The sequence below is a fragment of the Pseudomonas sp. MWU13-3659 genome (assembly GCF_023757525.1).
In the GTDB taxonomy this organism is placed as follows: Bacteria; Pseudomonadota; Gammaproteobacteria; order Pseudomonadales; family Pseudomonadaceae; genus Aquipseudomonas; species Aquipseudomonas entomophila_E.
Genome location: NZ_JAMSHW010000001.1, coordinates 500945 through 524017 on the forward strand (window position 1 = coordinate 500945; position 23073 = coordinate 524017).

At 62.1% G+C, this 23073-nt stretch carries 23 protein-coding genes, 1 tRNA gene and 1 pseudogene; 16 read left to right on the forward strand and 9 right to left on the reverse strand.

Going from position 1 to position 23073, the window contains the following annotated elements:
• The first annotated feature begins 120 nt into the window (after positions 1–120).
• The 3 genes from NGM28_RS02195 to choV all read left to right on the forward strand — a co-directional run bounded on the left by NGM28_RS02195 (position 121) and on the right by choV (position 3173).
• Positions 121–1068 carry a choline ABC transporter substrate-binding protein gene (locus NGM28_RS02195; RefSeq protein ID WP_240065269.1) on the forward strand — a complete coding sequence of 316 codons (948 nt, stop codon included), beginning with the start codon at positions 121–123 and terminating at the stop codon, positions 1066–1068.
• Positions 1069–1149: 81 nt separating this feature from the next.
• A complete protein-coding gene (gene choW / locus NGM28_RS02200) occupies positions 1150–1998 on the forward strand; it encodes a choline ABC transporter permease subunit (protein ID WP_193383931.1) in 849 nt (282 codons plus the stop codon).
• On the forward strand, positions 1995–3173 hold the full coding sequence (gene choV, locus NGM28_RS02205; RefSeq protein ID WP_213658725.1) for a choline ABC transporter ATP-binding protein: 1179 nt from the start codon (positions 1995–1997) through the stop codon (positions 3171–3173). The genes choW and choV overlap by 4 nt, the downstream gene beginning before the upstream one ends.
• 139 nt (positions 3174–3312) lie before the next feature.
• Here the strand turns inward: choV and hisF are convergent, their stop codons facing one another.
• The 6 genes from hisF to NGM28_RS02235 form a co-directional block, all read right to left on the reverse strand.
• Complete coding sequence (gene hisF, locus NGM28_RS02210) at positions 3313–4083, reverse strand: imidazole glycerol phosphate synthase subunit HisF (protein ID WP_011536177.1); 771 nt, start codon at positions 4081–4083, stop codon at positions 3313–3315.
• A gap of 111 nt (positions 4084–4194) precedes the next feature.
• Complete coding sequence (gene hisA, locus NGM28_RS02215; protein ID WP_252088529.1) at positions 4195–4926, reverse strand: 1-(5-phosphoribosyl)-5-[(5-phosphoribosylamino)methylideneamino]imidazole-4-carboxamide isomerase; 732 nt, start codon at positions 4924–4926, stop codon at positions 4195–4197.
• 114 nt (positions 4927–5040) lie between these two features.
• Positions 5041–5301 carry a DUF2164 domain-containing protein gene (locus NGM28_RS02220; protein WP_252088530.1) on the reverse strand — a complete coding sequence of 87 codons (261 nt, stop codon included), beginning with the start codon at positions 5299–5301 and terminating at the stop codon, positions 5041–5043.
• A complete protein-coding gene (hisH, locus tag NGM28_RS02225; protein WP_028688463.1) occupies positions 5302–5940 on the reverse strand; it encodes an imidazole glycerol phosphate synthase subunit HisH in 639 nt (212 codons plus the stop codon).
• Positions 5941–6534: an imidazoleglycerol-phosphate dehydratase HisB gene (gene hisB, locus NGM28_RS02230; RefSeq protein WP_011536181.1), complete on the reverse strand. Its 594-nt coding sequence runs from the start codon at positions 6532–6534 to the stop codon at positions 5941–5943. It abuts the gene before it with no gap.
• A gap of 220 nt (positions 6535–6754) precedes the next feature.
• Entirely contained in the window at positions 6755–8413 is a 1659-nt protein-coding gene (locus tag NGM28_RS02235; RefSeq protein WP_252088531.1) for an OFA family MFS transporter, read from the reverse strand.
• 371 nt (positions 8414–8784) lie between these two features.
• On the opposite strand from NGM28_RS02235, the gene NGM28_RS02240 reads away from it, so the two are divergent.
• From NGM28_RS02240 to NGM28_RS02255, 4 genes are all read left to right on the forward strand, one after another.
• Complete coding sequence (locus NGM28_RS02240; protein WP_252088532.1) at positions 8785–11034, forward strand: AsmA family protein; 2250 nt, start codon at positions 8785–8787, stop codon at positions 11032–11034.
• Entirely contained in the window at positions 11031–12098 is a 1068-nt protein-coding gene (mutY, locus tag NGM28_RS02245; RefSeq protein WP_252088533.1) for an A/G-specific adenine glycosylase, read from the forward strand. The genes NGM28_RS02240 and mutY overlap by 4 nt, the downstream gene beginning before the upstream one ends.
• Positions 12095–12367, forward strand: coding sequence for an oxidative damage protection protein (locus NGM28_RS02250; RefSeq protein WP_240065263.1), 273 nt, complete (start codon positions 12095–12097; stop codon positions 12365–12367). Before mutY ends, NGM28_RS02250 begins: the two co-directional genes overlap by 4 nt.
• A gap of 90 nt (positions 12368–12457) precedes the next feature.
• A tRNA-Phe gene (locus tag NGM28_RS02255) sits at positions 12458–12533 on the forward strand.
• A 127-nt stretch (positions 12534–12660) separates the two neighbouring features.
• On the opposite strand, the pseudogene NGM28_RS02260 reads toward NGM28_RS02255, so the two are convergent.
• A pseudogene (locus NGM28_RS02260) lies at positions 12661–12789 on the reverse strand (helix-turn-helix domain-containing transcriptional regulator); the annotation flags it as partial.
• A gap of 339 nt (positions 12790–13128) precedes the next feature.
• On the opposite strand from NGM28_RS02260, the gene NGM28_RS02265 reads away from it, so the two are divergent.
• From NGM28_RS02265 to NGM28_RS02275, 3 genes are all read left to right on the forward strand, one after another.
• Positions 13129–14262 (forward strand): ImmA/IrrE family metallo-endopeptidase, encoded by a 1134-nt coding sequence (locus tag NGM28_RS02265; RefSeq protein WP_252088534.1) that lies wholly within the window; start codon positions 13129–13131, stop codon positions 14260–14262.
• Positions 14259–14756, forward strand: coding sequence for a DUF4411 family protein (locus NGM28_RS02270; RefSeq protein WP_252088535.1), 498 nt, complete (start codon positions 14259–14261; stop codon positions 14754–14756). The genes NGM28_RS02265 and NGM28_RS02270 overlap by 4 nt, the downstream gene beginning before the upstream one ends.
• 312 nt (positions 14757–15068) lie before the next feature.
• The gene (locus NGM28_RS02275; RefSeq protein WP_252088536.1) at positions 15069–15407 is read left to right on the forward strand and encodes a DUF3077 domain-containing protein; all 339 of its coding nucleotides are present in this window, start codon (positions 15069–15071) and stop codon (positions 15405–15407) included.
• A gap of 79 nt (positions 15408–15486) precedes the next feature.
• On the opposite strand, the gene NGM28_RS02280 is transcribed toward NGM28_RS02275, so the two are convergent.
• Positions 15487–16221 (reverse strand): sce7726 family protein, encoded by a 735-nt coding sequence (locus NGM28_RS02280; RefSeq protein ID WP_252088537.1) that lies wholly within the window; start codon positions 16219–16221, stop codon positions 15487–15489.
• Here NGM28_RS02280 and ppk2 point away from each other — a divergent pair.
• Together ppk2 and NGM28_RS02290 are read left to right on the forward strand one after the other, a co-directional pair.
• On the forward strand, positions 16220–17227 hold the full coding sequence (gene ppk2, locus NGM28_RS02285) for a polyphosphate kinase 2 (protein ID WP_252088538.1): 1008 nt from the start codon (positions 16220–16222) through the stop codon (positions 17225–17227). The two genes, NGM28_RS02280 and ppk2, sit on opposite strands and share 2 nt — an antisense overlap.
• 192 nt (positions 17228–17419) lie before the next feature.
• Positions 17420–17863, forward strand: coding sequence for a hypothetical protein (locus tag NGM28_RS02290; protein ID WP_240065261.1), 444 nt, complete (start codon positions 17420–17422; stop codon positions 17861–17863).
• A 142-nt stretch (positions 17864–18005) separates the two neighbouring features.
• On the opposite strand, the gene gabP is transcribed toward NGM28_RS02290, so the two are convergent.
• Complete coding sequence (gene gabP, locus NGM28_RS02295) at positions 18006–19391, reverse strand: GABA permease (protein WP_252088539.1); 1386 nt, start codon at positions 19389–19391, stop codon at positions 18006–18008.
• Positions 19392–19996: 605 nt separating this feature from the next.
• Here gabP and NGM28_RS02300 point away from each other — a divergent pair.
• From NGM28_RS02300 to NGM28_RS02315, 4 genes are read left to right on the forward strand one after another with little or no spacing between them, the layout of a single operon-like run.
• Positions 19997–20770: an ABC transporter ATP-binding protein gene (locus NGM28_RS02300; RefSeq protein ID WP_011536192.1), complete on the forward strand. Its 774-nt coding sequence runs from the start codon at positions 19997–19999 to the stop codon at positions 20768–20770.
• Between the two features lie 11 nt (positions 20771–20781).
• A complete protein-coding gene (locus NGM28_RS02305; RefSeq protein WP_240065258.1) occupies positions 20782–21543 on the forward strand; it encodes an ABC transporter substrate-binding protein in 762 nt (253 codons plus the stop codon).
• A gap of 57 nt (positions 21544–21600) precedes the next feature.
• On the forward strand, positions 21601–22293 hold the full coding sequence (locus NGM28_RS02310; RefSeq protein ID WP_240065257.1) for an ABC transporter permease: 693 nt from the start codon (positions 21601–21603) through the stop codon (positions 22291–22293).
• The gene (locus NGM28_RS02315) at positions 22294–22983 is read left to right on the forward strand and encodes an ABC transporter permease (RefSeq protein WP_240065256.1); all 690 of its coding nucleotides are present in this window, start codon (positions 22294–22296) and stop codon (positions 22981–22983) included.
• Positions 22984–23073: the final 90 nt, after the last annotated feature.

The window sequence follows — 23073 nt, forward strand, 5'->3', positions numbered from 1 at the left end:
TCGAAAGCGACTCGTATTGCACGGCCTCGCATCCTGCCCTCTGCAGGCCTGGTCGACCGGAGCCCTGAGAACGCCCGGCGACCCACGCGAACCCGAAGATAAAATCACAGGAGTCCATCCATGAAAGGTAAACCCTCGCTGTTGCTGGTCGCGTTGCTGTCCGCCCCGCTGCTGGCCCAGGCCGCAGAGCCCGAACAGTGTCAGACGGTACGTTTCTCGGACGTCGGCTGGACCGACATCACCGTGACCACCGCCATGACCAGCGTCGTGCTCGAAGCCCTGGGCTACAAGACCCACACCAACATGATCTCGGTCCCGGTAACGTACAAGTCGCTGGCCGGGGGCAAGGACCTCGACGTGTTCCTCGGCAACTGGATGCCGACCATGGAAAACGACATCAAGCAGTACCGCGACGCCGGCACCGTCGAGACCGTGCGCGCCAACCTGGAAAACGCCAAGTACACCCTGGCCGTGCCCCAGGCCCTGTACGACAAGGGCCTCAAGGACTTCGCCGACATCGTCAAGTTCAAGGACGAGTTGGGCGGCAAGATCTACGGCATCGAACCGGGCAACGACGGCAACCGCACCATCCAGAGCATGATCGACAAGGACGCCTTCGGCCTCAAGAGCGCCGGCTTCAAGCTGGTGCAGTCCAGCGAGGCGGGCATGCTGTCGCAGGTCGACCGCTCGCAGAAACGCGGCGAGGCGGTGGTGTTCCTGGGCTGGGAACCGCACCCGATGAACAAGCGCTTCGCCATGAAGTACCTCACCGGCGGCGACGAGTTCTTCGGCCCCGATTTCGGCAAGGCCACCGTGCTCACCAACACCCGCAAGGGCTATGCGCAGGAATGCAGCAACGTCGGGCAACTGCTGAAGAATCTGTCGTTCACCCTCGACATGGAAAGCGAGCTGATGGGCAAGGTCCTGGACGACAAGATGAAAGCCGATGCCGCCGCCAAGGCGTGGCTGAAGAGCAACCCGCAAGTGCTCGACACCTGGCTGGCCGGCGTGACCACCGTGGATGGCAAACCCGGCCTTGAGGCGGCCAAGGCCAAACTGACGCAATAACGCAAGACGCAATGGCAACACCGCGGGGCGGGACCGTGCCCGCCCCGGAATGATTTCAATCTTTGCAGGTGGAAGCTCGCTATCATGCTTATCGATCAGAAAATACCCTTGGGGCAGTACATCGCCTCATTCGTCGAATGGTTGACCCAGAACGGCGCCAGCTACTTCGACGCTATCGCCCAGGGCCTGGAGTTCATGATCCATGGCGTCACCAGCGCCCTGACCTGGTTCAACCCGTTCGTGCTCATCGCCCTGTTCGCCGCCCTGGCGCACCTGATCCAGCGCAAGTGGGCCCTTACCGTCTTCGTCGCCCTGTCGTTCCTGCTCATCCTCAACCTGGGCTACTGGCAGGAAACCATGGAAACCCTGGCGCAGGTAACCTTCGCCACGGTGGTCTGCGTGGTCATCGGCGTGCCGCTCGGCATCGCGGCCGCGCACAAGCCGATGTTCTACACCGCCATGCGCCCGGTGCTCGACCTGATGCAGACCGTGCCCACCTTCGTCTACCTGATCCCCACGCTCACGCTATTCGGCCTGGGCGTGGTGCCGGGGCTGATCTCTACCGTGGTATTCGCCATCGCCGCACCGATCCGCCTCACCTATCTCGGTATCTGCGACGTGCCGCAGGAGCTGCTCGACGCCGGCAAGGCCTTCGGCTGCTCGCGCCGCCAACTGCTGACCCGCATCGAACTGCCCCACGCCATGCCGAGCATCGCCGCCGGCATCACCCAGTGCATCATGCTGTCGCTGTCGATGGTGGTGATCGCCGCCCTGGTGGGCGCCGATGGCCTGGGCAAACCCGTGGTCAACGCACTCAACACCGCCGATATCTCCCTGGGCTTCGAAGCGGGCCTGGCCATCGTGCTGCTGGCGATCATGCTCGACCGAATCTGCAAGCAACCGGAACTGCCGGTAAGGGGTGAGGCATGAGCATCATTCGTTTCGAAGACGTCGACGTCATCTTCTCCAGCAAGCCGCGCGAGGCGCTGTCGCTGCTCGACCAGGGCAAGACCCGCGAGCAGATCCTCAAGCAGACCGGTTTGGTGGTCGGCGTCGAAAAAGCCAACCTGGACATCAACAAGGGCGAGATCTGCGTGCTGATGGGCCTGTCCGGCTCCGGCAAGTCCAGCCTGCTGCGTTGCATCAACGGCCTCAACACCGTCAGCCGCGGCAAGCTGTTCGTCGAGCACGAAGGCAAGCATATCGATATCGCCCACTGCACCCCGGCCGAACTGAAGATGATGCGCACCAAGCGCATCGCCATGGTGTTCCAGAAGTTCGCCCTGATGCCCTGGCTGACCGTGCGCGAGAACATCAGCTTCGGCCTGGAGATGCAGGGCCGCCCAGAGAAGGAACGGCGCAAGCTGGTCGACGAGAAACTCGAGCTGGTCGGCCTGACGCAATGGCGCAACAAGAAGCCCGATGAGCTTTCCGGTGGCATGCAACAGCGCGTGGGCCTGGCCCGAGCACTGGCGATGGACGCCGACATCCTGCTGATGGACGAGCCGTTCTCGGCCCTCGACCCGTTGATTCGCCAGGGCCTGCAGGACGAACTGCTGGCCCTGCAGAGCAAGCTGAGCAAGACCATCGTGTTCGTCAGCCATGACCTGGACGAGGCCCTGAAGCTGGGCAGCCGCATCGCGATCATGAAGGACGGGCGGATCATCCAGTACAGCAAGCCGGAGGACATCGTGCTCAACCCGGCCGACGAGTACGTGCGCACCTTCGTCGCCCACACCAACCCGCTGAACGTGCTGTGCGGCCGCAGCCTGATGCGCAGCCTGGACAACTGCAGGCGGGTCAATGGCTCGGTGTGCCTGGACCCAGGTATTGATTCATGGCTGGACTTGGGCGAAGGCAATTCGATCAAGCGCGCACGCCAGGGCCAGAACGGGCTGGACATGCAGAACTGGGCACCGGGGCAGGACGTGGAACTTCTGGAGCGCAGGCCGACCGTGGTGCACGCCGATATCGGCATGCGCGAGGCGCTGCGGATTCGTTACCAGACCGGCAACAAGCTGGTGTTGCAGGATAACGACAAGGTGGTGGGGATTCTCGGGGATACCGAGCTGTATCACGCGTTGCTCGGCAAGAATCACGGGTGATGGCATCGGGGCCGCGTTGCGGCCCTTTCGCGGCACAAGGCCGCTCCTACAGGGGAGCGTGTAACCTGTTGGTCAACGCGTATCTCTGTAGGAGCGGCCTTGTGCCGCGAAAGGAGGGCAAAGCCCTCCCAGCAATGGCTCAGCGCACGACGATCCCACGCGAAGCCATATAGGCCTTCGCCTCAGGCACCGTGTACTCGCCAAAGTGGAAGATACTGGCTGCCAGCACCGCACTGGCATGCCCTTCCAGGATCCCGTCCGCCAAGTGCTGCAGGTTACCCACACCACCTGAGGCGATCACCGGAATCCCCAGCGCATCGCTGATCGCCCGGGTCACCCCCAGGTCGAAACCGTTCTTCATGCCATCCTGGTCCATGCTGGTCAGCAGGATTTCACCAGCCCCCAACCCTTCCATCTTCTTCGCCCACTCCACCGCATCCAGCCCGGTGGGTTTGCGCCCGCCGTGGGTGAAGATCTCCCAGCGCGGCGCTTCGCCTGGGCCGGAGACTTTCTTGGCATCGATGGCGACGACGATGCACTGCGAACCGAAACGGTCCGCCGCCTCGCCGACAAACTCGGGGTTGAACACTGCGGCGGTGTTGATCGACACCTTGTCGGCACCGGCATTGAGCAGGTTGCGGATGTCTTGCACGGTGCGCACGCCACCGCCCACGGTCAGCGGGATGAACACCTGGCTGGCCATGCGCTCGACGGTATGCAAGGTGGTGTCACGGCCATCGACACTGGCGGTGATGTCGAGGAAGGTGATCTCGTCGGCGCCCTGCTCGTTGTAACGACGGGCGATCTCCACCGGGTCGCCGGCATCGCGGATGTTCTCGAACTTGACGCCCTTGACCACCCGGCCGTTGTCCACGTCCAGGCAAGGGATGATGCGTTTAGCTAAAGCCATGACTTCTCCTGGAGCGGCAGCTTCAAGCTCCAAGCTGCAAGCTGCAAGAGAAAGGCTGATCGCAGCCTGGCGCTTCTCTTGCGGCTTGCCGCTTGCAGCTTGCCGCTGCTCTCAATAGTTGTCGCAGAAGGCCTGGGCCTCGGCAACGTCGAGGGTGCCTTCGTAGATGGCGCGGCCGGTGATGGCGCCGATGATGCCGGGGGCTTTCGCGTCCAGCAGGGCCTTGATGTCACCCAGGTTATGGATGCCGCCCGAGGCGATCACCGGGATCGAGGTGGCTTCGGCCAGCGCCTTGGTGAAGGGCACGTTGCAGCCCTGCATCATGCCATCCTTGGCGATGTCGGTGTAGACGATCGCCGAGACGCCATCGGCCTCGAAACGCTTGGCCAGGTCGATCACCTGCACCGCGCTGACTTCGGCCCAGCCATCAGTGGCGACGAAGCCGTCCTTCGCGTCCAGGCCGACGATGACCCGGCCCGGGAAGGCCTTGCACGCTTCGGCGACGAACTCCGGCTGCTTGACCGCCTTGGTGCCAATGATCACGTGGCTGACGCCCGCCTTGACGTAGTGCTCGATGGTTTCCAGCGAGCGGATGCCGCCGCCGATCTGGATCGGCAGGTTCGGGTAGCGCTTGGCGATGGCAGTAACCACTTCACCGTTGACCGGCTGGCCTTCGAAGGCGCCGTTCAGGTCGACCAGGTGCAGGCGGCGGCAGCCACCCTCGACCCATTTGGCGGCCATGCTCACCGGGTCGTCGGAGAATACGGTGGAGTCTTCCATGCGGCCTTGGCGCAGACGTACGCAGGCACCGTCCTTGAGATCGATAGCGGGGATAATCAGCATGCTCTTTCCTTTCAAGCGGCAAGCTGCAAGCGACAAGCTGCAAGCAATGCGCATTATGTGTCGGATTGGCGATCCAGCTTTGGCTTGAAGCTTGAAGCTTGAAGCTTGAAGCTTTCAGCTCTTTTCTAAAGCCCACAGGTCGCTTTCGATGCTCTCGAACCGCTCCTTAAGGTGCAGTTGAACATCGGCAATCGCCCTGTTGTAGTAATACGGAGCCACTTCCCTGGAAAACAGCTCGAGGACCTCGGCCACCTCGAACGACCCCAGCTCCAGCTCGAAACGGTCTTCGAGGAAGCGCTTGAGCTTGTCGAGCGCCTCGCGCTCCTGCTCGGGGGCCAGCGTGATAATCGGGGCCTTGGTCTTCGATCGGCTCATTTACCAGCGCCCATCCCAGGCGACGAAGTTCTGCAGCAGTTGCAGGCCGTGGGTGTGGCTCTTCTCCGGGTGGAACTGCACGGCGAAGCGCGAACCGTCGGCCAGCGCGGCGGCGAAGTCGACGCCATAGTGGCCGCGACCGACCACCTGGCCTGGCTTGCCGGCATTGATGTAGTAGCTGTGCACGAAGTAGAAGCGTGCGCGATCAGGGATGTCGTGCCACAGCGGGTGGTCGATGGTCTGGCTGACCTCGTTCCAGCCCATGTGCGGCACTTTCAGGTGCTCGCCGTCTTCCTTCAGGTCTTTACCGAAGAAGCGCACCTGACCAGGGAACAGACCGATGCAGTCGACGCCATCGTTCTCTTCGCTATGGTCGAGCAGCGCCTGCATACCCACGCAGATGCCGAGGAACGGGCGGTCCTGGCTGACCTCGCGCACCAGGCTGTCGAAGCCCAGGCGGCGGATCTCGGCCATGCAGTCGCGGATCGCGCCGACGCCCGGGAACACCACGCGGTCGGCTTCACGAATCACCGCGGCGTCGCTGGTGACCAGCACCTTGCCGGCCCCCACGTGCTCCAGGGCCTTGGCCACCGAGTGCAGGTTGCCCATGCCATAGTCGATTACAGCTACCGTCTGCATTTACAGGCACCCTTTGGTGGAAGGCATCTGCCCGGCCATGCGCTCGTCCTGCTCGATGGCCATGCGCAGCGCGCGACCAAAGGCCTTGAACACGGTCTCGATCTGGTGGTGGGTGTTGTGGCCACGCAGGTTGTCGATGTGCAGGGTTACCAGGGCGTGGTTGACGAAGCCCTGGAAGAACTCCTGGAACAGGTCGACATCGAAGCCACCCACCGATGCGCGAGTGTAGGGCACGTGCATCTGCAGGCCCGGGCGGCCGGAAAAGTCGATGACCACCCGCGACAGGGCTTCGTCCAGCGGCACGTAGGCGTGGCCGTAGCGGTAGATGCCTTTCTTGTCGCCGATGGCCTGGGCGAAGGCCTGGCCGAGGGTGATACCGACGTCCTCGACGGTGTGATGGTCATCGATATGCAGGTCGCCCTTGCACTCGATGTCCAGATCGATCAGCCCATGCCGGGCGATCTGGTCGAGCATGTGTTCAAGGAATGGCACGCCGATATCGAATCGGGCCTTGCCGCTGCCATCGAGGTTGATCGAGCACTTGACCTGGGTTTCCAGGGTATTGCGCTCGACGGAAGCCTTACGTTCGACCATCACCAGCTCCGCAAAATCATTGGGCGAAAAGGGTTCCATTATAGGCCCAGAATGCGCCGGCTTGAAACGCGGATGACATATGGCGGGGCAAGCATTTACGGGGGTTGGACAGGCCTACAGGTCTATACAACCAGCCCTTTTCGCCGGCAAGCCGGCTCCTACAGGTGCATGCCAATACCCTGTAGGAGCCGGCTTGCCGGCGAACAGCGTCAAACCTTAATCAATGAAACAACACGGCCGTCTTCTGCAAGGTAATCCACACCCCCCAGGCCAGCGGAATCACCACCACGGCCCAGGCCAGCAGCACCAGCGGCAGGCTGCCCGGCGCCGCATGCCACTCCAGCGCACGCGCGGAATCCGCGCCCTTGTCGTGGCTCAAGGCCCGCTCGGCGGCCAATTCGGCGTCGGTCATGAAGTACTTGTCCGCCACCGGCCGCACCAGCATGTTGCAGATGAAGCCCAGCACCAGCAGGCCGGCCAGGATGTACAGGGTCATGTCGTAGGCCGCCGCCCGCTCGACGCCCGCCGCCAGTTGCGCCTCGCGCAGGTAGGTGATCAATACCGGTCCCAGCACGCCGGCCGCCGCCCAGGCAGTCAGCAGGCGACCGTGAATGGCGCCGACCATCTGCGTGCCGAACAGGTCGGCCAGGTACGCCGGCACCGTGGCGAAGCCGCCGCCGTACATCGACAGGATGATGCAGAACGCGGCCACGAACAGCGCCACGTTACCGATATGCCCCATGTTCGGCACCAGGCTGTACAGCCCCACGCCCAGGGCGAAGAAGGCGAAGTAGGTGTTCTTGCGGCCGATGTAGTCGGAGAACGAAGCCCAGAAGAAACGCCCGCCAATGTTGAACAGGCTGAGCAGGCCGGTGAAGCCTGCGGCGATGGCGGCGATCTGCGCCAACTGCGCAGCGTTCAGCTGGCTGAAGGTCAGTTCGTTGCCCAGCAGCTTGCCGGCAAACACCTCCTGCAACAGCGGCGACGCCATGCCGAGGATACCGATACCCGCCGAGACGTTCAGGCACAGCACCAGCCACACCAGCGCGAACTGCGGCGTCTTCCAGGCCACGCTGACATGCACGTGACGGTCGGTGACCATGGCATTGGCTTTCTTCGCCGGCGCGGTCCAGCCTTCAGGCTTCCAACCGGTCGGCGGCACGCGGTAGGCCAGGGCGCCCACGGTCATGAACACGAAGTAGATCGCAGCCATGGCCACGAAGCTCTGCCACACGCCCACTTCGGTCGCGCTGGAGAAATGCCCCATCAGCGCGGTGGCCAGCGGCGCGCCCACCATGGCCCCCCCGCCAAAGCCCATGATCGCCATGCCGGTGGCCATGCCGCGCTTGTCCGGGAACCACTTGATCAGCGTCGATACCGGCGAGATGTAACCCAGCCCCAGGCCAATCCCCCCGATCACCCCCGAACCCAGCCACATCAGCCACAGCTGGTGGGTCTTCACGCCGATCGCCGAGATCAGCAGGCCGCCGCACCAGCACAGCGCCGATACCAGGCCGGCCTTGCGCGGGCCGGCGTGTTCCAACCAGCCACCGAGTACTGCGGCCGAGCAGCCGAGGAACACGAAGAACAGGGTGTAGATCCAGCTGAGCATGGAGATCGGCCAGTCGCACTCGGCGCTGAACAGGCGGGCGACAAAGCCCATGTCCGCAGCACAGGCCACCGGTGCACTGACACCCAGGGCCTGGGACAGCGGCAGCCAGAACACCGAGAAACCATAGGCCATGCCGATGCACAGGTGGATGGCCAGGGCCGCCGGCGGCACCAGCCAGCGGTTGAAGCCCGGGCGGGCGATGATGCGCTCCTTCGACAGGAAGCCCGGCGCGCTCGCCGCCACTCCCGCCGTGATACTGCTGTTCATGGGTTGTTCCTTTTTTGTAGGTGGGCGGTGCACGCGGAGGGCTCTGTACGGCTGCACGCAAGGCAGCCCGGCCGCTTCGCTCGGCACCCCGCGACAATGGGTCGCGGGGGCTCCACGGGCGGCGCAAGATTACCAGCAGCCGATGGCATGAAAGCAATCTGATATCGTGTTTTTTTCGTCAGCTGAAACGGTATTTCTCCGACCGTGTCGCCTGGTTCGCCGGCAAGCCGGCTCCTACGGGATTCGGTAGGAGCCGGCTTGCCGGCGAACAGGCCACCCTGCGCGCGGTCGAAACGTCGAATGCGCAGAGCCTGGCGCCACGGCGCTATACTCGCCGCTGAATTTCACTTTCGGACTACAAGGACTCGCCCATGAAAGCGTTCGGCAAAATCCTGGGGCTGGGGCTGCTCGGGTTGTTGCTGATCATCGTGGCGCTGGGCTTCGCCCTGACCCACCTCTTCGATCCCAACGACTACAAAGACGAGATCCGCCAGCTGGCCCGCGACAAGGCCCATGTGGAGCTCACGCTCAATGGCGACATCGGCTGGAGCCTGTTCCCCTGGCTGGGCCTTGAACTGCACGAGGCAAGCATCGCCACGCTGAACAACCCAAAGGTGCCGTTCGCCGACCTGCAGATGCTCGGCCTGTCGGTGCGCGTGCTGCCTTTGTTGCGCCGCGAAGTGCAGATGAGCGACGTGCGTGTAGAGGGGTTGAACCTGACCCTGACCCGTGACGCCAATGGCCACGGCAACTGGGAAGACATCGGCAAGCCACTGCCCGACGCGACGGCCGCCAATGCACCTGCCGCCACCCCGGGCGAGGCGCCCACCAACCCACCTGCCAAGCCCGAAGCCAGCGAGCGCATGGTCAAGCTCGACATCGACAGCCTGACCGTCAACAACGCCCGGGTGCTGTACACCGACGAGAAGGCCGGCCAGAGCTACGGTGCCGAAAGCATCCAGCTGAGCACCGGCGCCGTCCACGAAGGCATCAACATTCCGCTCAAGGCCAGTGCGTTCCTCAGCGCCAGCCAGCCCAACATGAAGGCACGCACCGAGCTGACCGGCGAACTGCGCTTCGACCGCAAGCTCAAGCGCTACAACCTCGAAGACATGCGCCTGTCTGGCGAAACCTCGGGCGAGCCGCTGGCCGGCAAGACCCTGACCTTCGTCGCCCAGGGCCAGGTGCTGGTCGACCTGGCCGCCAACGTCGCCTCGTGGAGCGGCCTGAAAGTCTCGGCCAACCAACTGCGCGCCCTCGGCGAACTGAACGTGCGCGACCTGGACAAGGCGCCGCAGGTCAGCGGCGGGCTGTCCATCGCCCAGTTCGACCTGCGCACCTTCCTCGACGGTATCGGCCACCCGCTGCCGGCCACCGCCGACCCGGCCGCCTTCAAGAAACTGGAGCTGGTGACCCGTCTCGACGGCACTCGCGACAGCCTGGCGCTGGAAGACCTGGCGGTGAAACTGGACGACAGCACCTTCACCGGCCGCGTGGCCGTGGAAGACTTCGCCAAACAAGCCTTGCGCATTCGCCTCAAGGGCGACAAGTTCGACGCCGACCGCTACCTCCCGGCCAAGAGCGACGAGGCCAAGGGCGCCACTGCGGCGCGCCAGGCCGAAGTGAAGCAGCAGGAAGCCAGCGCCGTCGCCGGTGCCGGCACCACCCCGCTGCCCAACGCCCCGACGCAACAGGCCTGGAGCAACGACAAGCTGCTGCCGGTAGACCGCCTGCGCGCCCTCGACCTGCAGGCCGACCTGTCCTTCGGCGCCCTGGTGCTGGACAAGCTGCCCATCAGCGACGCCCAGCTCACGGCCACCGGCCAGGGCGGCCTGGTGACCCTGCAGACCTTGCGCGGCGGCCTTTACGACGGCAGCTTCGAAGCCAAGGGCACGGTCGACGTGCGCCCCGCCGTGCCGCAGATCGGCGTGAACACCAAGATCAACCGCGTACCGGTGGAGCACTTCATCAAGCGCGAAGGCCCCGACCAGGCGCCCCCCGTCAAAGGCCTGCTGACCCTGAGCAGCGACCTGACCGCCACCGGCAACAGCCAGAAAGCGCTGGTCGACACCCTCAACGGCAACGCCAGCTTCACCATCAACGACGGCGTGCTGGTCAACGCCAACCTGGAACAGCAACTGTGCCAGGCCATCGCCACCCTCAACCGCAAGCAGCTCAGTGGTGAGCCACGGGGCAAGGACACGCCGTTCCAGGAGCTGCGCGGCAGCCTGGTGATCCGCAACGGCGTGGCCAGCAACCCGGACCTCAAGGCGCGCATCCCGGGCCTGACCGTCAACGGCAATGGCGACCTCGACCTGCGCGTGCTGGGCATGGACTACAACGTCGGCATCGTCGTCGAAGGCGACCAGCGCGCCATGCCTGACCCGGCCTGCCAGGTCAACGAGCGCTTTGCCGGTATCGAAGTGCCGCTGCGCTGCCGTGGCCCGCTGGAACTGGGCGCCAAGGCCTGCCGCCTGGACCAGGACGGCCTGGGCAAGGTCGCGGCGAAGCTGGCCGGCAACCGCCTGAAGGACAAGATCGATGAAAAGCTCGAAGAAAAACTCGGAGACAAAGTGAGCCCGGAACTCAAAGATGCGCTCAAGGGGCTGTTCAAGCGATGACACCCCAGCAGTTCTCCAGCGCCGTGCTGGAGTGGTACGACCAGCATGGCCGCCACGACCTGCCCTGGCAACAGGGCATCAACCCATACCGGGTGTGGGTTTCCGAAATCATGCTGCAGCAGACGCAAGTCAGCACCGTGCTCAACTACTTCGACCGCTTCATGCAGGCCCTGCCCACCGTGCAGGCCCTGGCCGAGGCACCGGAGGACGAAGTGCTGCACCTGTGGACGGGCCTGGGCTACTACACCCGCGCCCGCAACCTGCAAAAGGCCGCGAAGATCGTCGTCGCGCAACATGGCGGCGAGTTCCCGCGCAGCGTCGAGCAGCTCACCGAGCTGCCCGGCATCGGCCGCTCCACCGCAGGCGCCATCGCCAGCATCAGCATGGGCATCCGCGCGCCGATCCTCGACGGCAACGTCAAGCGCGTGCTGGCCCGCTTTACCGCACAGGCCGGCTACCCCGGTGAGCCCAAGGTGGCCAATCAGCTCTGGGCCACCGCCGAGCGCGTGACCCCGATAACCCGGGTCAACCACTTCACCCAGGCGATGATGGACATGGGCGCCACGCTGTGCACCCGCAGCAAGCCCAGCTGCCTGATCTGCCCATTGCAGCGCGGCTGCGAAGCGCACCTGCACGGCGAAGAGACCCGCTACCCCGAGCCCAAGCCGCGCAAGGCCCTGCCCCAGCGCAAAACACTGATGCCGCTGCTGACCAACCCCGATGGCGCCATCCTTCTCTATCGCCGGCCGTCCACCGGCCTGTGGGGAGGCTTGTGGAGCCTGCCGGAGCTGGACAACCTCGAGCAGCTCGATGACCTCGCCTACCAGCACGGCCTGCGCCTGGCCGGCAGCCAGGCACTCGAAGGCCTGACCCACACCTTCAGCCATTTCCAGCTGGCCATCGAGCCCTGGCTGGTGCGTGTCGACCCCGTCGGGCCGCACGTGGCCGAGCCCGACTGGCTCTGGTATAACCTCGCCACCCCGCCGCGCCTGGGCCTCGCCGCCCCGGTCAAGAAGCTGCTGCAACGCGCGGCCGACGAACTGATTGCAGGAGAAAAGCCATGACCCGCACCGTGAAGTGCCGCAAGTACAACGAAGAACTCCCCGGCCTGGACCGTCCGCCCTACCCCGGCGCCAAGGGCCAGGACATCTTCGAAAACATCTCGCAGAAAGCCTGGAAGGAGTGGCAGGACCACCAGACCATGCTGATCAACGAGAAGCGCCTGAACATGATGAATGCCGACGACCGCAAATTCATCCAGGCCGAGATGGACAAGTTCTTCGCTGGTGAGGACTACGCCCAGGCCGAAGGCTACGTTCCGCCCTCGAATTGACCCCGGAAACCGTAAGCGACGGAATTAATTTAAATTTTTTCGAAAAAGTCGTTGACGATCGGTTCGGAAATCTATTTAATGCACCTCGTCGCCCAGATAGCTCAGTCGGTAGAGCAGAGGATTGAAAATCCTCGTGTCGGCGGTTCGACTCCGTCTCTGGGCACCACCTTCAGCTTCTGGTGGTTGCAAAGTTACCCGAAGCGACAACAAGAAACCCGCCTAGTGCGGGTTTTTTGTTGTCTGTGATTTTTTGCCTTCTAGATTGCAAGCATCTTTAGCTGCCATCTCGAACCTCAAGCCCTACCCACGGTTCGTGGAGATACCACCTCGGCATGCAGCCTAAGGCCAAGCGCCGCCATCACCTTCATAATGGTCGTCAGGCTAGGGTTAGCCTCAGCGGAGAACGCCTTGCACAGCCCTTCAAACGAATGCGCCGCATGCATGGAGGCAGCCCGAACACTGAGACATCCCGACACCATTTCAAGAAGCCAAGCCCTCCATAAAGAACTGTAGCGCTACTAGAGTTAGACCCCATTGCGCATCTGAGGTCGTTCACCGACTACGCAAGGTTGAACATAACCGCCTATCGTGTTGACGAAGCCCGCATGTCGCAAATGCCGTAAGGTCGCGTGCCCACAGGGCGATCTCTGCCGCCAAGGAGCAAGGCCAATGCGTTGCCAAACACGATATGCTCGCCTTGCCAGGCCAAGTAACGGTGCGATCAGACACCAAAATGGAAACATCTGCATAACAACATTGCCATGACTCAAGCAGCCTTCGTCAATCCCACGATTCTCACCTGGTCCAGACAGCGCGCTGGCTTGTCTACGGAACAGCTTGCAAAGAAGCTCCCGGTGAAAACTGAACGCCTCGAAAGCTGGGAAGCGGGCAAGGCCAAGCCTACCTTTCTGCAAGCTCAGAAGTGGGCTAACGCTGCCCATATTCCATTTGGCTTTTTGTTTCTTCCCCAGCCACCGATCGAGAACTTGCCTCTCCCTGACCTGAGGACCGTTGGAGGTCTTGTACCCGAGCGCCCGAGCCTGAACTTGCTGGATACCGTAAAGGATGCAATAAGAAAGCAGGACTGGTACCTAGAGTATCTTCAAGAACACGAGCGTACACACCTAGACTTCGTTGGCCGGTTCACCTTTCGTTCTCCAGTGAGCGTTGTAGTCGAAGATATGCGTAGAACGCTCGGTGTAAACCCTACGACCTCCCGCCTGGATTATGACAAGTATGTTCGCGCACTCATTCAAGCAGCAGAGGACGTTGGAATTCTTGTAATGAGGAGCGGTATTGCTGCCGGAAATACACACCGAAAGCTAGAAGTCAGCGAATTTCGCGGATTTGCCATCAGCAACACGTTTGCACCACTGATTTTTATAAATAGCTCCGACGCACCCGCTGCCCGTCTATTTACTTTGATTCATGAGTTAGCTCATATCTGGATTGGCACAAGCGGCGTTTCGAATGGCAGCGCTAGCGGCCGTGATGAAGAACAGTTCTGCAACGCAGTCGCTGGGGAGTTCCTTGCACCCGAAGGGCTTTTCCGCGGGCTGTGGAACCCAAAAATTCACTGGGAAGAGAATTTGCCGCCTTTGGCAGCAAGATTTCATATCAGCAAATTAGCAGTGGGCAGGCGCGCCTTGGGTCTCGGACTGATCCCCAAAGAGCAGTATAGTGCCTACTACTTGGCTATCCTCAAGGCCTACCAAAACAAAGAAGGTAGTGGCGGGAATTATTATCGCACCCTGATTGCAAAGAACAGTGTTCGACTGAGCAAAGCTGTTTTGAGTGAAACCCTAAGTGGCCGACTACTTTTGCGTGACGCCGGAACCATCCTAGGCGTACAGCCGGCCAATCTACGAAAACTAGCCGGCCAGCTCACGGAATGAAGCATCTACTAGACGCAAACACCTTGATTGAAGCGAAAAACCGCTATTACGGCATGGAAATCTGCCCAGCATTTTGGCAGTGGTTGCTCAACAAAAATCAGATCCTAGAGCTCGGCAGCATAACCTCTGTCATGGAGGAGCTCTCCAAAGGGAATGATGACCTTGCCGAGTGGACGACTAGCAACCGCACTTTCTTCCACAGCGTGAGTGACCAGCAAACCCAGAGCGCCTACGCACAAATCGCCGCTCACATATCAGCGCAAGCTCCTAATATGAAAACTGGTGCCTTGGAAGAATTTCTATCCGGGGCAGCCCCATGGCTAATAGCAAAAGCGATGTCCACGGGGGCCACCGTAGTCACTCATGAAGTACTGAATTTGGATGTGAAGAGAAAATTCATAATCCCAAATATATGCGAGAGCTTTAGCGTTCCCTACATGAATACTTTTGAGCTGCTACATAGACTCGAAGCGAAATTTGTCCTTCAACAGTGAGCGAAAATCGTCACAGCAAGATTCAGCTCTAAAACCAGCCTTGCCTAACCAAAGCTTGGCCGGTATCGTCTACACCGTCGCTTAAACCAGCGACCAGGCTTGGCGGCCTGAACAGTACAAGGCGCAATAGCGCCCCCATAGAGTTTGTCGGCGCTTTTTTGTGTCCGGCATTCCTGTGCTATGGCGGGTTGCGCAGGAGCACCTTCGGGTGCGCCGGTTTCCTTGTACGCCGGTCCGCCAATCCTGTGCAATCCGCCACCCTAACTGCTTGGCGGCAGCGGGTGACGGCTACTTAGTACAAGGAGCTTACCCATGCTTATCGCTTCTCACCCATCTCCACCCGGCAACTCCGAAAGCAATCTGACAATTGCTGAAGGTCACCGCTTCTGCCCTACTGGCGACGTCTCACATGATCGCCACCTATTCACAGTGACACCTGGCACCCCTGCCTCAGACGCAGCACGATCACTTTGTGAACTGCTTGATGCTCTAGATGAGCCAATCTATGCCACTGCAATGAATGAACGAGAGTTCACAGCGCGTGACGCTTGGCTAGCCAAATACACCCTCGACGCTGCGAAGGCGGTCGCCTGCGCCATCGCTCGCACACTGGAAAAGAGCCGGCCTGAACCACAGACAATCGGCGAGTAACACTTGCGCCCCTCCGCGGCCCTGCTCAGGAGGGGGCAACGCTTGCCCCATCAACAATTGACGACCTGGACGACCTCATCTAGGCGTAGCGTTGCTTCAGCACTGCCAGAACAAACGTACGAATGACCTCAAGCGGCAGTGCGTCACTGACCAGTCGGCGCACTGTCTTTATAAGGTCCTTGCTGCGCACAGCAACACCATGCGCACGGGCCAGCCTGTCCAACTCCTCTCGCCAGAGAAACCCGGTGAGGTGGAACTTTTCCTGTTTTTTATTTGACCTGGCTTTTCTTACCATAACCATTCCGGCGAAGTCGTCGAACACCAGAATTCCGACATTGGTCGCCGACACTTCCAGGGCCTTTACCAAATGGCGGGAATGGCAGCAAAGCCACACTTCGTCAAAACACGCCAGGTAGGCCTCTTGCTGGCCAACCCACCGAATCAGCGTATCCGCTTGCGATTTTATTTCAAAAGCACTGAGCTTCCCGTTCGCGTGCACGAGGTCTGCACGCCTGGCTTTGTCGATAAAGCAAAGCTCTTCGATGAACACATCACCGGATTCATGAGGCATCACCTTGATGACCCATTGCTTGAGGAGGGGGCGAATTTCGTCTGGATTCAACATCCGGCGATCATAGCCGCCACCCCATCCCCCTTCACAGCTCGCACGACGGAACGCCCCGTTCAAATATTTACCATTTATAGCCACACCCCCCACCTCCTGCTGGCGGCGTTGATCGACATCAAAAAGCCACCTGCCATTGCCCCCTAGGATGGAAGGTGGACTTTCGACCGACCCCGCAAGGACTTCCATGAGCGAAGAAGCCGCCACTCTCCTCCTACCGTCGCCCGCCGACACCGCCAGCAGCAAGCCACCAACCCGCACTCGCCGGCCGCGCGAGCGCAAGCCTGCCATCAGCGTCGCCAAGCCGGAAACCATCACCCAGGTCAGCCAACAGCCAGCAGCCCTGGAAGTGGCCAACGCCCGCAAAGGCAGTAACGAGGACAGCACCTCGGCGCGCCTGCCGGCCAGCTACCCGTACCGCACGCGCATGCGTCGCCAGGACTACGAGAGGGCCAAGCACGACCTGCAGATCGAGCTGTTGAAAGTGCAGAACTGGGTGAAGGAAACCGGCCAGCGCATCGTGGTGCTGTTCGAGGGCCGTGACGCGGCTGGCAAGGGCGGCACCATCAAGCGCTTCATGGAACACCTGAACCCGCGCGGCGCGCGCATCGTCGCCCTGGAGAAGCCCTCCGAGCAGGAGAAGGGCCAGTGGTACTTCCAGCGCTATGTCCAGCACCTGCCCACGGCCGGTGAAATGGTGTTCTTCGACCGCTCCTGGTACAACCGCGCCGGCGTCGAGAAGGTCATGGAGTTCTGCTCGCCGCTGCAATACCTGGAGTTCATGCGCCAGGCGCCCGACCTTGAGCGCATGCTGTGCAACAGCGGGATCCTGCTGTTCAAGTTCTGGTTCTCGGTGAACCGCGAGGAGCAGTTGCGCCGCTTCATTTCCCGTCGCGACGACCCGCTCAAGCACTGGAAGCTCTCGCCCATCGACATCAAGTCGCTGGACAAGTGGGAGGACTACACCGCCGCCAAGGAAGCGATGTTCTTCCATACCGACACCGCCGATGCGCCGTGGACGGTGATCAAGTCGGACGACAAGAAGCGTGCGCGGATCAACTGCATCCGCCATTTCCTGCATTCACTGGATTATCCAGGCAAGGACCTGCGCGTAGCGCATGCGCCGGACCCACTGCTGGTCGGCCGGGCCTCGCGGGGGTTCGAGGAAGACGAACCAGCGGCGCCAATCAATTGAATCGCTGGGGCTGCTGCGCAGCCCTTTCGCGGCGCAAGGCCGCTCCTACAGAGTTACGCGATCGCCTGTAGGAGCGGCCTTGTGCCGCGAAAGGGGCGCAAAGCGCCCCCGCGACCTCGAATACCTACTTGGGTTTCCCGGGCAACTACGCTTCAATACGCGCCTTTACCAGACACCCAAGGACCTGCCCCCATGGCCACCAACACCAAACAACAGAAACGCGCCAAGCGCGCCGCCGCCAAGGCCAAGCAGAACCGCATGGTGCGCAGCGGCCAGGCGGTCAAGGCCAGCGCCGGCGACAGCGCCAGCGTCGAGCAGGTGTTCAACAAAGCCATGGAGTCGGGCAGCTACACCAGCCTGTTCGAGAAGATGAAGGAAGCCCAGGAAGGCGGCCTGGTGCCGATGATCTCGGTGTTCCTGGTCGACCCGCTGCTGGCACTGGTGCTCAAGGGCCACAAGGAAGAGCATTCCACCGACTACATCGTCATGGTCTTCACCGCCTACCGCGCCTGGCTCGACGGCATCGACGAAGACGCGACCATGGCCTGGCTGGAGAGCGACGAGTTCCAGGACGCCTATGTCACCGCTTCCGAGGTGGTGGCCAAGCAGCAGCAACAGCAGAAGCAGTTCGGCTGACCTTCCGGACCCTGTTCGCCGGCAAGCCGGCTCCTACACGCATACCTCGTAGGAGCCGGCTTGCCGGCGAACAGGGCCAGCCCAGAAAACAAAAAGGCCGCGCCCTTCACAGGACGCGGCCTTTTCATTTCACATCAGCGAATCAGCTATCCAGCGCAACCCGCGCAGCAACGCCACGCTTGCGGTGCAGCAGCAGACCGGTCGCAACCACACCGATGCTCAGGATCGCAGTCGCGATGATCTCGGCACGGTGGTCTTCACGCAGCGCCATCACCACCAGGATGGCGATGATGAAGGCGATGGTCGCCCAGGTCAGGCCCGGGAACATCCACATCTTGAACGAGATCTTCTCGCCCTTGGCTTCACGCTGGGCACGCATGCGCAGTTGCGACACGGCGATCACCAGGTACACCAGCAGGGCAATGGCGCCGGAGCTGGCCAGCAGGAACTCGAACACCGCGGCCGGGGCCACGAAGTTGGCGAACACGCACAGGAAGGCCGCAGCAGTGGACAGCAGCACGGCCCAGTGCGGGGTGCCCGCCTTGGTGGTGCGCTGGGCGACTGCCGGAGCATCGCCACGCTTGCTCAGGGAGAACAGCATGCGTGAGGAGGTGTACAGCGCCGAGTTCAGGCAGCTGGTCACGGCGATCAGCACGACGATGTCGACGATCAGCTTGGCGTTCGGTACGCCGATCAGGCTGAGGACGGTCTGGTAGGAACCCTTCTCGGCCAGGGTCGGATCGTTCCAAGGCACCATGGCCACAACCAGGAAGATCGACACCAGGTAGAACAGGCAGATACGCCAGATCACCGAGTTGGTGGCCTTGCTGATCTGTTTGCCTGGGTCTTTCGATTCGGCGGCGGCGATGGTGACGATCTCGGTACCCATGAACGAGAACATGGTGGTCAGCATGGCGGCCAGCACGGCGCCCAGGCCGTTGGGCATGAAGCCTTGGGTGTCGAACAGGTGGCTGATGCCGCTCACCTGGCTGCTTGGCACCATGCCGAACATGGCGGCGCAACCGACGATGATGAAGCCGATGATCGCCAGCACTTTGAGCAGGGCGAACCAGAACTCGAACTCACCGTAGTTCTTCACGCTGAACAGGTTGGTGACCGTCAGGGCCAGGGTGATGATCAGGGAGAAGGCCCACAGGTCCACGGCCGGGAACCAGGCGTGGAGAATGGCCGCGGCGGCGTTGGCTTCCAGCGGGATCACCAGGACCCAGAACCACCAGTACAGCCAACCAATGGTGAAACCAGCCCAACGCCCGATGGCGCGGTCGGCGTAGGTAGAGAAGGAACCGGTGTCCGGCGAGGCGACCGCCATTTCACCGAGCATGCGCATCACCAGCACGACCAACGTACCCGCAGCGGCATAGGCCAGCAGCACGGCAGGGCCGGCGGCAGCGATGGCGTGGCCGGAGCCGACGAACAGGCCGGCGCCGATGACGCCAGCGATGGACAGCATGGTCACATGCCGTTGCTTGAGCCCCTGAGCGAGGTCATTGGAATTGTTACCGCTCATAAAACTACCTTTGTAAGGAGGTGGACTACACGAATGACTGCCGGCGCGCCGAGGTGTAAGTGGGCGCTGCCGCATTCAGTGGTTTCCAGATGGCAATAAGCGGGCCAGGTGAGAACCACTTTCGTCTGAAATCATTCAGCCGCCAATAACGGCGCGGCTTGCAGGGCATTCTGCCAAGCTTTGACCGAAAGGCCACCAAAACCCCATGCCAAGTCCGGATTACTGAAATACCCACTTACAAACGCACCAAAGGTGCTCCCCGGTAACACCCGCGCACACTTCACGGGCACATAAAAGCGCAACCACCAGGCGCAACCACCACCGAACGCAATCATGAACAAAGCGCCACCCGGGCAAAAACGGCTTCCCAGACAGGGCCAAAGCTGGCACCATCGCGCCTTTTTTCATCAAGGCTCCGGCGCTGGGCAAAACGCCGTTGCGGACATCCTCGCGACAGTCCACTGCAACGATGCGACAAACTGTCCCACCAGCGACCTGAGCCCCCCGCGACCCGGTTGGCCGCCGTTATGCCGCTATGCTAGCGTGGCGCTCGCCAGGAAGGCCGCCAACAGCTGGGAACGCACCCGAACACATGAGGACCGCACATGGCCCAGGCCACGCCCGCGCTGGAAATCCGCAACCTGCACAAACGCTACGGCGAGCAGGAAATTCTCAAGGGCATTTCGCTGACCGCGCGCGACGGTGACGTGATCTCCATCCTGGGGTCGTCCGGCTCCGGCAAGTCCACTCTGCTACGTTGCATCAACCTGCTCGAGAACCCGCATCAAGGCGAGATCCTCGTCGCCGGTGAGGCACTCAAGCTCAAGGCGCAGAAGAACGGCGACCTGATCGCCGCCGACAACCGCCAGATCAACCGCCTGCGCAGCGAAATCGGCTTCGTCTTCCAGAATTTCAACCTGTGGCCGCACATGTCGATCCTCGACAACATCATCGAGGCGCCACGCCGCGTGCTCGGCCAGAGCAAGGCCGAAGCCATCGAGCATGCCGAGGCGCTGCTGAACAAGGTCGGCATCTTCGACAAGCGCCACAGCTACCCCGCCCAGCTTTCCGGTGGCCAGCAGCAGCGCGCCGCCATCGCCCGCACCCTGGCCATGAAACCCAAGGTGATCCTGTTCGACGAACCCACCTCGGCGCTCGATCCGGAAATGGTCCAGGAAGTGCTTAACGTCATCCGCGCATTGGCCGACGAAGGCCGTACCATGCTGCTGGTGACGCACGAGATGAACTTTGCCCGCCAGGTGTCCAGTGAAGTGGTGTTCCTGCACCAGGGCCTGGTCGAAGAGCAGGGATCGCCGCAGCAGGTCTTCGAAAACCCGACCTCGGCGCGTTGCAAGCAATTCATGTCCAGCCACCGCTAACGGAGCAATACATGCAGACTTACAAGAAGTTCTTCCTGGCAGCTGCTGCCACGCTGGTGATGTCGGCCAACGCAATGGCCGCGGAAAAACTGCGCATGGGTATCGAAGCTGCCTACCCACCGTTCAACAACAAGGATGCCAGCGGCCAGGTCGTCGGCTTCGACAAGGACATCGGCGACGCCCTGTGCGCCAAGATGAAGGTCGAGTGCGAAGTGGTCACCTCCGACTGGGACGGCATCATCCCGGCCCTGAACGCCAAGAAGTTCGACTTCATCGTCTCGTCGCTGTCGATCACCGATGAGCGCAAGCAGGCGGTGGACTTCACCGACCCGTACTACTCGAACAAGCAACAGTTCATCGCACCGAAGAAGGTCGATTTCAAGACCGACCGCGCCTCGCTCAAGGGCAAGACCATCGGCACCCAGCGCGCCACCCAGGCCGCGACCTGGCTGGACGACAACGGCGGCATGGACGGCGACTTCAAGGTCAACCTCTATGATGGCCAGGAAAACGCCTACCTGGACCTGACCTCCGGCCGTGTCGACGCCATCCTGGCCGACAAGTACGCCAACTACGACTGGCTCAAGTCGAAGGCTGGCCAGGACTACGAGTTCAAGGGAGAACCGGTCAACGAAAGCGACAAGGTCGGCATCGCCGTGCGCAAGGGTGACAACGAGCTGCGCAACAAGCTCAATGCCGCACTGAAGGAAATTGTCGCCGACGGTACCTACAAGAAGATCAACGACAAGTACTTCCCGTTCAGCATCTATTGATTCGCCCCGACAGGCATCGCCGCCACGGCGATGCCTGTCCCTTGAACAAACTTACCCATGAATATCGACCTGCACGGATTCGGTCCGGCCATGATGGCCGGCACCCTGATGACGGTAAAACTGGCGCTCTGCGCCCTGCTGCTGGGGCTGGTCCTGGGCCTGCTCGGCGCCCTGGCCAAGACCTCTCCAGTCAAGCCGCTGCAATGGCTTGGCGGCACCTATTCGACACTGGTGCGCGGCGTGCCCGAACTGCTCTGGGTGCTGCTCATCTATTTCGGCACCGTCGGGCTGATGAACAGCCTCGGCGCACTGCTCAACATGCCGGGCCTGGAGCTCAGCGCCTTCGCCGCCGGCGTGATCGCCCTCGGCCTGTGCTTCGGCGCCTACGCCACGGAAGTGTTCCGCGGCGCGATCCTGGCCATCCCCAAGGGCCACCGTGAAGCGGGCCTGGCCCTCGGCTTGTCGAAAGGCCGCATCCTCTCGCGGATCATCCTGCCGCAGATGTGGCGCATCGCCCTGCCGGGCCTTGGCAACCTGTTCATGATCCTGATGAAGGACACCGCGCTGGTGTCGGTGATCGGCCTGGAAGAGATCATGCGCCACGCGCAGATCGGCGTGACCGTGACCAAGGAGCCGTTCACCTTCTACGCGGTCGCCGCGTGCATCTACCTGGGCCTGACCGTCATTGCCATGACGGGCATGCACTTCCTGGAAAAGCGCGCCGCTCGCGGCTTCATGAGGGCCGAATAAATGAACTGGGAAGTCATCATCAAGTGGCTGCCACGGCTGGCACAGGGTGCGACGCTGACCCTGGAGCTGGTGGCCATCGCGGTCATCGCCGGGCTGATCCTGGCCATTCCGCTGGGCATCGCCCGCTCCTCGCGCCATTGGTACGTGCGCGCCCTGCCCTACGGCTACATCTTCTTCTTCCGCGGCACGCCGCTGCTGGTGCAGCTGTTCCTGGTCTACTACGGGCTGGCGCAGTTCGACCTGGTGCGCGACAGCTCGCTGTGGCCGTACCTGCGTGATCCGTTCTGGTGCACCGTGCTGACCATGACCCTGCACACCGCCGCCTACATCGCCGAGATCCTGCGCGGCGCGTTGCAGGCGATCCCCAAGGGCGAGATCGAAGCCGCCCGGGCACTGGGCATGTCGCGTGGCAAGGCGCTGTTCTACATCATGCTGCCGCGCGCCGCGCGCATCGGCCTGCCGGCCTACAGCAACGAAGTGATCCTGATGCTCAAGGCCAGTGCCCTGGCCAGTACCGTGACGCTGCTGGAGCTGACCGGCATGGCGCGGACCATCATTGCCCGGACCTACCTGCCGGTGGAGATCTTCTTTGCCGCCGGGGTGTTCTACCTGCTGATCTCGTTCTTCCTGGTGCAGGGCTTCAAGCTGCTGGAGCGCTGGCTGCGCGTGGACGCCTGCCAGGGGCGTTGAGCCTGTGACGATCGCGCATCATCACCAGGTGTTGCGCGGTCCCTGTAGGAGCCGGCTTGCCGGCGATGGGCCGCGAAGCGGCCCCTACCC